At 60.7% G+C, this 8,655-nt stretch carries 9 protein-coding genes; all 9 read right to left on the bottom strand.

What is annotated here, in order from left to right; genetic code table 11:
• Positions 1-250: 250 nt before the first annotated feature.
• The 9 genes from HY30_RS09860 to crcB all read right to left on the bottom strand — a co-directional run bounded on the left by HY30_RS09860 (position 251) and on the right by crcB (position 8,569).
• Positions 251-1,783 carry an acyl-CoA carboxylase subunit beta gene (locus HY30_RS09860; protein WP_081812177.1) on the bottom strand — a complete coding sequence of 511 codons (1,533 nt, stop codon included), beginning with the start codon at positions 1,781-1,783 and terminating at the stop codon, positions 251-253.
• A 94-nt stretch (positions 1,784-1,877) separates the two neighbouring features.
• Positions 1,878-2,900 (bottom strand): sensor histidine kinase, encoded by a 1,023-nt coding sequence (locus HY30_RS09855; protein ID WP_034739705.1) that lies wholly within the window; start codon positions 2,898-2,900, stop codon positions 1,878-1,880.
• Positions 2,901-3,227: 327 nt separating this feature from the next.
• Complete coding sequence (locus HY30_RS09850) at positions 3,228-4,274, bottom strand: sensor histidine kinase (RefSeq protein ID WP_034739703.1); 1,047 nt, start codon at positions 4,272-4,274, stop codon at positions 3,228-3,230.
• A gap of 191 nt (positions 4,275-4,465) precedes the next feature.
• Complete coding sequence (locus tag HY30_RS09845; RefSeq protein ID WP_034739724.1) at positions 4,466-5,128, bottom strand: glutathione S-transferase family protein; 663 nt, start codon at positions 5,126-5,128, stop codon at positions 4,466-4,468.
• 69 nt (positions 5,129-5,197) lie between these two features.
• On the bottom strand, positions 5,198-5,917 hold the full coding sequence (locus HY30_RS09840; RefSeq protein ID WP_034739700.1) for an ATP12 family chaperone protein: 720 nt from the start codon (positions 5,915-5,917) through the stop codon (positions 5,198-5,200).
• A 44-nt stretch (positions 5,918-5,961) separates the two neighbouring features.
• A complete protein-coding gene (locus HY30_RS09835) occupies positions 5,962-6,414 on the bottom strand; it encodes a hypothetical protein (RefSeq protein ID WP_034739697.1) in 453 nt (150 codons plus the stop codon).
• Positions 6,415-6,471: 57 nt separating this feature from the next.
• Positions 6,472-7,149, bottom strand: a complete 678-nt coding sequence (locus tag HY30_RS09830) for an HAD family hydrolase (protein ID WP_034739694.1) — start codon at positions 7,147-7,149, stop codon at positions 6,472-6,474.
• Complete coding sequence (locus HY30_RS09825; RefSeq protein ID WP_034739692.1) at positions 7,149-8,189, bottom strand: RluA family pseudouridine synthase; 1,041 nt, start codon at positions 8,187-8,189, stop codon at positions 7,149-7,151. The genes HY30_RS09830 and HY30_RS09825 overlap by 1 nt, the downstream gene beginning before the upstream one ends.
• Positions 8,186-8,569: a fluoride efflux transporter CrcB gene (crcB, locus tag HY30_RS09820; protein ID WP_034739690.1), complete on the bottom strand. Its 384-nt coding sequence runs from the start codon at positions 8,567-8,569 to the stop codon at positions 8,186-8,188. Before crcB ends, HY30_RS09825 begins: the two co-directional genes overlap by 4 nt.
• Between the last annotated feature and the right edge of the window lie 86 nt (positions 8,570-8,655).

Raw genomic sequence — 8,655 nt, 5'->3', positions numbered from 1 at the left:
TGCCAGGATAACAGTTGCTACGCCTTGCTGTTATTTCTGCCTCTCAAGAACAACTTTCCAAGCCCCCACGCGCCACACCCGACGAGGCCGCCCACCAAAGCAACTAGCACCATTCCAATGATCGAAATATCGACACCAACGGTATACGTGTGCGTATAAAAAATGGTCGCCACAAGAACGCCGAGGACAGCTAGCACCATGCCCCCGACGATCCAGTAGACGACCATTGATTATGCCCTTCTGCGAAGCCCTAAAGCGGAATATTGTCGTGCTTCTTCCACGGGTTCTCCAGCTGCTTTGTGCGCAGGGTACGGAGGGATTTGGCGATGCGTTTGCGGGTGGAGTGCGGCATGATGATGTCGTCGATATAGCCCTTGCGGGCGGCGACATAAGGATTGGCGAAGTTGTCTTCGTATTCCTTGGTGCGCGCGGCGATCTTTTCCGGGTCGCCCAGTTCCTTGCGGTAGATGATCTCGACCGCGCCCTTGGCGCCCATCACGGCGATCTCGGCCGTTGGCCAGGCATAGTTCACGTCGCCGCGCAGGTGCTTGGAGCTCATCACGTCATAGGCGCCGCCATAGGCCTTCCGTGTAATGACGGTGACTTTCGGCACGGTGGCTTCGGCATAGGCGAAGAGCAGTTTCGCGCCATGCTTGATGAGGCCGCCATATTCCTGCTTGGTGCCCGGCATGAAGCCCGGCACGTCAACGAAGGTGACCACGGGAATGTTGAAACAGTCGCAGAAGCGCACGAAGCGGGCCGCCTTGCGGGAGGCGTCGATGTCGAGCACGCCCGCGAGCGTCATCGGCTGGTTGGCGACGAAGCCGACCGTGGAGCCCTCGATACGGCCGAAGCCGCAGATGATGTTGGCGCCGAAATTCGGGCTGATCTCGAAGAAGTCGCCTTCGTCGGCCACCTTGGTGATCAGTTCCTTCATGTCATAGGGCGTGTTCGGGTTTGGCGGGATCAGCGTGTCGAGGCTGCTCTCCACGCGGTCCACCGTGTCGTGCACGGGGCGCACGGGCGCCTCTTCGCGGTTTGACAGGGGCAGGAAGTCGATCAGGCGGCGCATCTGCGTCAGCGCCTCAATGTCGTTCTCGAAGGCGCCGTCGACAACGCCGGACTTGTTGGCATGAACGGACGCGCCGCCGAGGGTCTCGTGGGTGACTTCCTCGTTCGTCACGGTTTTCACAACGTCAGGGCCGGTGACGTACATGTAGGACGTGTCCTTCACCATGAAGATGAAGTCTGTCAGCGCGGGCGAATAGACGTCGCCGCCGGCACAAGGGCCCATGATGACGGAGATTTGCGGGATGACGCCCGAGGAGAGGACGTTTTCCATGAAGATGTCGGCATAACCGGCGAGCGAATCAACGCCCTCCTGGATGCGCGCGCCACCAGCGTCGAAGATGCCGACAACCGGCGCGCCATTGCGGGCCGCAGCCTGCTGGACCTTCACGATCTTGGCCGCATGGGCCTTGGAAAGCGAGCCGCCGAAGACGGTAAAGTCCTTCGAGAAGACATAGACGAGGCGGCCATTGATGGTGCCCTGGCCCGTGATGACGCCGTCGCCGGGAATTTTCTGCTCTTCCATGCCGAAATCGGCGCACTGGTGTTCCACGAACATGTCGAATTCTTCGAAACTGTTCTCATCGAGCAGGACAGCGACGCGTTCACGGGCGGAAAGCTTGCCCTTTTCGTGCTGTTTCTCGATCCGCGCGGCACCGCCACCTTGGCGTGCGACTTCGCGGCGTGCTTCCAGAGCGTCGATTACATCCTGCATGAGGGGGCCTCTCCCTGCCATAAAACTGAAGCAGTGACTGATAAACGCCGCAGCCGGGATGGCAAGTGGGCCGCGCAATTACGCCGGGTCAGCCTCAGGACTGCACGATGACTGCCGAAAGGGGCGCCTCGAGCGTCCAGACGAGGCCCTGAGGGCCGAAGGTGCGCTCTGCATGGCCGCGCACAGACAGGGGCGTCATGGTTTCCAGCACTTTCGTGCCAAAGCCCGATTGACCAGGTGCCCCGCAGGGCGCCGAGGAAATCTCGCGCCACTCAAAGCGGAACTGCGCGTCATCGCCAGCACCGGAGAGCATCCACCGGGCCTCAATCCGCCCGTCCGGCTCGTGCAGGGCGCCATACTTCAGCGCATTGGACATCAGCTCATAGAGGGCCAGGCTGAACGCCTGTGCACATGCGGAATTGATGTTGAGGTCTGCGCCCGAAACGCTGATGCGCGTTATATCACGGCCGAGAAAAGCCCGGGCCTGTGAAAGAACCAGCCGCTCCAGCGACGCGGCATCGCCGGCCCCCGCCCCCGAAAGCAATTCATCGTTCGACAGGGAAATTGCGCTCAGGCGGTTAAGCAGACGCTGCTCAAGCTCGGCAGCGGAGCCACAAACAGGCGCCAACAGGCTGACCAGCGCACTTATCACACTCAGCATGTTGCGTGACCGGTGCGCCTGCTCCTCGATGATAAAGGCTCTTTCTGCCTCGGCCTTCTTGCGGTCGGATATATCCTCAATCACCGCAACGAACAATTCGGGACGGCCTTCCGCGTCGCGCTTCAGCCCGGCCGTCAGACTTGCCCATATGTAAGTACCATCGGCGCGGCGATAGCGTTTCTCGCGGGCATATTGCTCAATTTCGCCCCGCAGAAGCTGCTTCGCGAATTCCAGTTCCGTTTCCAGATCGTCTGGGTGCGTCACCGACAGGAATGACCAGTCCGCCAGTGCGTCGGCCGGATACTGCATCATCCTGGCCAGCGCCGGATTGACCTTCAGCCAGCGCCCATTCAGGGCAATATACGCGATACCGACAGCCGCGTTTTCAAACGTCGTATCGCTCTCGAAGTCCGAGACCCGCAGCCCGCTGTCAAGCTCGCGAAAGAGAGTCATCATACGGCCATATCCCAAAGTCTCATGTTCACATCTCACTCGGAGAGACAGGCCCCGGCAGGCGGTGGAAACGCCGCCTTTTGCACTGATTACAAACGCTTGTTACACAGGATTTTCAGGCACGCACAATTCAAAACGGACGAAGATCGTGAAATCCCATCCCGGGTTGCTCACATTTCAGAACGGTGCACCATACGCTAGAATGCGGGATGTATTTTTTAGAGGCCTAACCGATTCCAGATGCGAATCAGATGGGGACCGGCGTCGTCCCGCCATGCGGACCCGACGCACAAATCATCGGTCATCGAATCGCGGATCGCGTCGGAATGTTCAGGCAGGAACCTGAATGCTTGCGAGCGGTGCTTCAAGCGTCCAGACGAAGCCATCCTCATTGAAGAGACGTGTGGCTCGGCCCCCAACGCCCATGGGCGCCACCGATTCAAGTACTGAGGCGCCGAAACCGATACGGCTCGGTGGCGTGATCGCCTTTGCGGGAAACTCCCGCCAGACAAAGCGGAATGCGGCGTCGGAGCCGGAGCCCTCTTTCGCCCATTTGATTTCGATCCGCCCACCGGGATGACTGAAGGCACCATATTTCAGCGCATTGGATGCCAATTCATAAAGCGCCATGCCGAGCGAGTGGGCGGCCCTGGCGTTCACCGTCAGCGCAGGCCCGTCATAAACCACGAGACTGCGATCGCCTCCCAGGAAGGCCTCGAGCTGCCCATGCACCAGTGCCGAAAGCGGCGCGCCCTCGCGCCCGCCGGTGAGCAGAAGGTTATTGGAGCCCGAAATGGCGTGCAGACGATCAAGAAGCCTTTCCTGGAATTCCTCCACAGACTGGCAGGTCGGCGCAAGCAGGCTGGTCAGGGAACTGATGACGGACAGAAGGTTGCGCGAGCGATGTGCAAGTTCCTGGATGAGGAAAGCGTTCTCGGCCTCGCTCTGCTTGCGCTGATCGATGTCCTCGATCACAGCGATCAGATATTCCGGATAGCCGTTTTCCTTGTGCTTTACGACGAGTGTCTTACGCGTCCAGACATAGCTGCCGTCTGACCGGCGCAAACGCTTGTCGATGGCATAATGTTTCAGGTCCCCCGCCAACAGTTTCAGGACGCGATCTGCATCTTCCGGCAATTCATCCGGGTGCGTCATTTCCTGGCAGGTCAGTTCAGCAAGCTCTGCCACTGAATAGCCAAGTATGCGTGCCAGCGCGCCATTGGCATACTGCCAGTGGCCTGTCATTGAGATATGGCCGATGCCAACGGTGGCGTTCTCGAAGGCGAGGCCGTGAGCGGCGACCGAACGCCCAAGCCTGCTCGATTTCTCGTTTATGGAAGCTTCCCCAGCCTCAGCGATATCTGCTTTTATCCCCATCGCGTGCGTTCCCGTGCTCAAGATCTTTCCGTCGGGCTGCGTGACTCGCCGCGCGAATAAGCTATAGATTTAATTCTTATATTACCCGGAAAGGGAAACCGGTGCCAATTCAAAAGGCAGCCATTTGGCTCAATCTATTATGTAATAGCGTGACTGAAGGCTGTCAGTGACCGGAATTTGCCCTCTTCCTGCTACGCGTAGGCGTAGGGACCACCCGCCTCTAACGCACGTTGATAAGCGGGCCGTGCGTGCACGCGGCTGAGGAAATCCATTACGGCGGCGCTCTTGCCCGCGCCCCCGCGATTCGCCGCCGCTTCGAGCGGGAAGCTCATCATGATGTCTGCCGCTGTCAGTGCGTCGCCGACGAACCAGCCTGTCGGCGCCAGCTCGCTTTCCCAATAGGCAAGATGGGAGGCAAGCTGCGGATTGATCAGCTGCTGCTGCACTTTTTCGGCGACCTGGCGGATCAGCGGCCTGAGCAGGCCCGGCGCGCCTTCGGGCACACGCATGAACACGAGCTTGAGCAGCAGCGGCGGCATGGCCGAGCCCTCGGCATAGTGCAGCCAGTAGGTTAGTTTGCGGGCCTCAGATGTACCGGCGGGCGCGCATAGGCGTCCTTCTGCATACGTTTCCAGTATGTATTCGAAAATAGCGCCTGTTTCAGCGACGATGGCGCCATTATCCTCAATCACAGGTGATTTGCCGAGCGGGTGGATGGCCTTGAGTTCAGGCGGTGCCAGCATCGTCTTCGCGTCGCGCTCATAGCGCCTGACCTCGTAGGGCAGACCCAGCTCTTCCAGCAGCCAGAGGACACGTTGCGAGCGGGAATTTTCCAGGTGATGGACGATGATCAAGGCTGTCTCCCAGCAGGCAATCACGCGGCGTGCACGCTTCCTTTTCTTTCATACGCAGTCAAGCAACGATCAGACCAGTGCGCGAAACCAGACGCCGAGTGCCTTGGCCTCGAGGCGTCGGGCTTCCGTGGCTGCCTTGGCCTCGTCATCCTCGCCCCAATGGTCAGCCTGCCAGGCTTCATCAATGCGGGAAATCTCGTAGGCATCCTCGGCGCTGAGCGCTTCCTGTTCGACAGCGAGGGCCAAAAGGGCCGAACCAAAGAGGCCTGCGCCGAAGAGAAGGCCCGTGAGGCGGAAGGCATCGAGCGAAAGCGCATGATCGCGCGCGGCCTCGAGCGAGGAATCGGGCTGCGGCGAAGCAACAATCCCGATGACGGGCACGAGATTGACACCGAGCGTATCGCCCGCCCAGTCGCGGACAGGTGCCCAGTGCTTTTCCTCGGCCTCGGCCAGTTCGTCAGGCGTGTCGGCGATGTGACAGATGAGGTCCGTCTCGCAATAGCGCGCCAGTTCGTCGGCCATCTCCTCGCGGGTTTCCTCTGCCCGGTCGATCGCCACATTGGCGAGACGCGTGAGGTGCATGGCGAGGAGATCGATATGCGCGTCCTGTGCCTGCCATTCTGCTGCGATGGCGCGGGCAAGGCGCTCGGTCGGCAGGATAAGGCCTGCGCGGGCAGGCGTCTTGATCGTGCGACCGTCCAGGGCAACAGTCCAGCCGTCATCCATCGGCTCAACGGCAGCCTTCTTGTAGAAGCGTTTTGGTTTGTCGGTAGGTTCGGAACTTGTCATGCCGCAGCCTTTAGGCCCGCTGGCGCTTTGTTCCAAGAGGGATTTCAGACCTTGGGCTGAGCGGCGTCACCCTGTGCCGCCAAAAAATCGGGCGCATTGAGGCGAAGGATGTCCTTCACTTCACGCGTATTGGCATCAATCAGCACCAACGTCTGGCCATAGCGGACCGTTCTGAGATTTTCAGACTTCAGCGCAGTTTCCACAATGATGCGGAATTCAGCACCAAGCGCCGGTATATAAGCGGGCAAGATCTGGCCGACCTGAAGTTCTTTCTCCAGGGGCGATTTGTGCATGCATATTTTCTGGGAGGCCAGGCCAATGGCGCATTCCGTGCTGCCGAGTTTGAAGTCACGGTCAAACACATCATAGTCTGACTGGATGAAATGGTCGACGGGGTCGGGGCGCGACGTATCTTGCTGGTTGGCCATGACAGCGAGGAATCCACCGAGAACGAGTGCGGCTCCGCCCACGATTCCAGCTTCAATCTTCCATGTCATGTTCGCCACCCTTAGATTGTGTCAGCACCTATGACACAGCTACGTGGGCGGGAGCTTTTAGTTCCCTGTGGCCTGCGCGAAACGAAGCAGGCTTTCTTGCAACGTCTTGTAGGAATGGTGAATTTCATGGGCTCCGACCGCTTCCAGCTCGTGCGCTGCGCCGAAGCCCCATGTCACGCCTAGCGTCCGGACACCTGCCGCATTACCCATGTTGATGTCGTGGATGGCGTCGCCGATCATCAGGCTCTGGTGAGCCTCAGCGCCGAGGGCATTCATGGACTGCTCCACCATGAAAGGATGCGGCTTGCCGGGGCCATCATCGGCGCACCAGATTGTATCAAAATAGGACTCTAGCGGGTGCATGTCGAAGATGGCGCGGATACCGCGATGTGACTTGCCCGTCGCCATGGCGATCAGCCAGTTTTCGTCCCGCAGCATCTGGAGCGTTTCGAGAGCGCCCTCGTAAAGCGGTTCCTTGAAGTCCGGATCCGTGCGGCGGGACATGAAGGCGTTGCGGTAGGACTCGACGAGCGCATCGACGCGTTCCGGGGAGAGATCGTCCGGCGCCAGTATCTGGCAGGATTCCCTGAGGCCGAGGCCGACAATCTGGCGTGTCGCATCATAGGGCGGCGGCGTGAGGCCTTGCGTTTCGAAGGCGCGCGTCATCGCCGTCTGGATAACGTCCCGGCTGTCGACGATGGTGCCGTCCATATCCCAAATGGCCAGTTTCAGCATCAGACGAAAGGCGCCAACGGGTTCTTGCCTGCTTCCTGTTCGAGGAAACCGAGCGTTTCGAATGTCTCCTTCATGTGCGGCGAGAGCGGCGCGATGATGGAGATGGGCTTGCCGATGGGGCGCGGGATGATCAACGCGCGGGCGTGCAGGTGCAAGCCGGGCGCGAGGCCGTTGGGCACTTCGCGGCGACTCTGGTATTTGAAGTCGCCGAGGATGGACGTGTCCATCTCGAGCATGTGGAAGCGCAGCTGGTGCATGCGGCCCGTCAGCGGCTTCAGCGCGACCCAGGCCGCTTTCTGGCCAGCCGTCGAGATGACGGCGTAATCGGTGATGGAGTGCTTGGCGCCTTCGACGCCCTGCGCGGTGCGGATCATGCGTTCACGGTCGGCGTCGCGGCGTTTGACGTTCGGGCTGACGGGACGCCAGCCGCTCTCTTCGCGATCGTCGGGCACGCCTTTGACCATCCAGCAGCGGATCTGGCCGAAGGGCGGGTTGGGTACACCGACGGTGACGGCCCAGTAGACCTTGTCCATCTCGCGGCCCCGGAAGAGTTCGCCGAGACGGGCGGCAGCGGCGGGGTATTTGGCGACGAGGAGTACGCCGGATGTGTCCTTGTCGAGCCGGTGGACCAGGACCGGGCGGTGCTCGCCTTCCGACAGGGCGGGAAGCATGCCGTCAATATGGCGTCCCTGCCCCGATCCGCCCTGCACGGCGAGGCCTGCGGGCTTGTTGAAAGCGATCATCTCGTCGTCTTCATAGATGATCAGCTCCTTGAGGAATTCGCGATCCTTCTGTGAGGCATTGGCAGCGGGGTCGCGCTGGCGCGGGGCTTCGCCGTCAAGGATGGGCAGGCGCACGGCCATGCCGGCCTCAAGGCGCATATTGGCCTTGGCGCGGCCGCCATCGACGCGGACCTGCCCGGTGCGCAGCCATTTCTCGACCTGGCCCTGCGTGACCGGCACGCGGCGCTTGATCCATCGGTCGAGGCGGGTGCCTTCTTCCTTGTCGGTGACGGTTTCGGTGATGATCTGGCCGCTCATGCGTAGAACCTCCGTGCGAGCCAGAGGCCCAGTAGCAGCGCCGAAACGCCAAGGACCAGCGAGAGACCGGCATAGGCGATGGCCTTGCCCGTATCGCCGGTACGGAGGAACTCAGCCACTTCCAGCGAAAAGGCCGAGAATGTGGTGAAGCCACCGAGAACACCGGTGGCGAGAAACAGACGCGTCGTCTGGCTGACACCTTCGGCCTTCAGGGCCAGCCATCCGATCAGCAAGCCCATGGCCAGGCTGCCCAGAATGTTGACCGTGAATGTGCCATAGGGCCAGCCCTGCGGCAGGTGCCGCACTGACAGCTGGCTGATGCCATAACGCATGGATGCGCCGAGGGCGCCGCCTGCTGCAACTGCGAGAAATCCGTTCATGCGGGCCTTCTACCTGCAACCTGCGCGCTTAGCCAGTGGGTGATGCGGCACACGGAATTCCTGACGCAGCTTGACCTCAGGGGGGC

The sequence above is a fragment of the Hyphomonas chukchiensis genome, assembly GCF_000682695.1.
GTDB lineage: Bacteria > Pseudomonadota > Alphaproteobacteria > Caulobacterales > Hyphomonadaceae > Hyphomonas > Hyphomonas chukchiensis.
The sequence above is the reverse complement of the archived record's forward strand: the minus strand, read 5'-3'. Positions and strand labels throughout refer to the sequence as shown.

Bases quoted from the DNA above. Each gene is read 5' to 3' on its own strand.
- HY30_RS09860 (WP_081812177.1), bottom strand. From the start codon at position 1,783: ATGCAGGATGTAATCGACGCTCTGGAAGCACGCCGCGAAGTCGCACGC.
- HY30_RS09855 (WP_034739705.1), bottom strand. From the start codon at position 2,900: ATGATGACTCTCTTTCGCGAGCTTGACAGCGGGCTGCGGGTCTCGGAC.
- HY30_RS09850 (WP_034739703.1), bottom strand. From the start codon at position 4,274: ATGGGGATAAAAGCAGATATCGCTGAGGCTGGGGAAGCTTCCATAAAC.
- HY30_RS09840 (WP_034739700.1), bottom strand. From the start codon at position 5,917: ATGACAAGTTCCGAACCTACCGACAAACCAAAACGCTTCTACAAGAAG.
- HY30_RS09835 (WP_034739697.1), bottom strand. From the start codon at position 6,414: ATGACATGGAAGATTGAAGCTGGAATCGTGGGCGGAGCCGCACTCGTT.
- HY30_RS09830 (WP_034739694.1), bottom strand. From the start codon at position 7,149: ATGCTGAAACTGGCCATTTGGGATATGGACGGCACCATCGTCGACAGC.
- HY30_RS09825 (WP_034739692.1), bottom strand. From the start codon at position 8,189: ATGAGCGGCCAGATCATCACCGAAACCGTCACCGACAAGGAAGAAGGC.
- crcB (WP_034739690.1), bottom strand. From the start codon at position 8,569: ATGAACGGATTTCTCGCAGTTGCAGCAGGCGGCGCCCTCGGCGCATCC.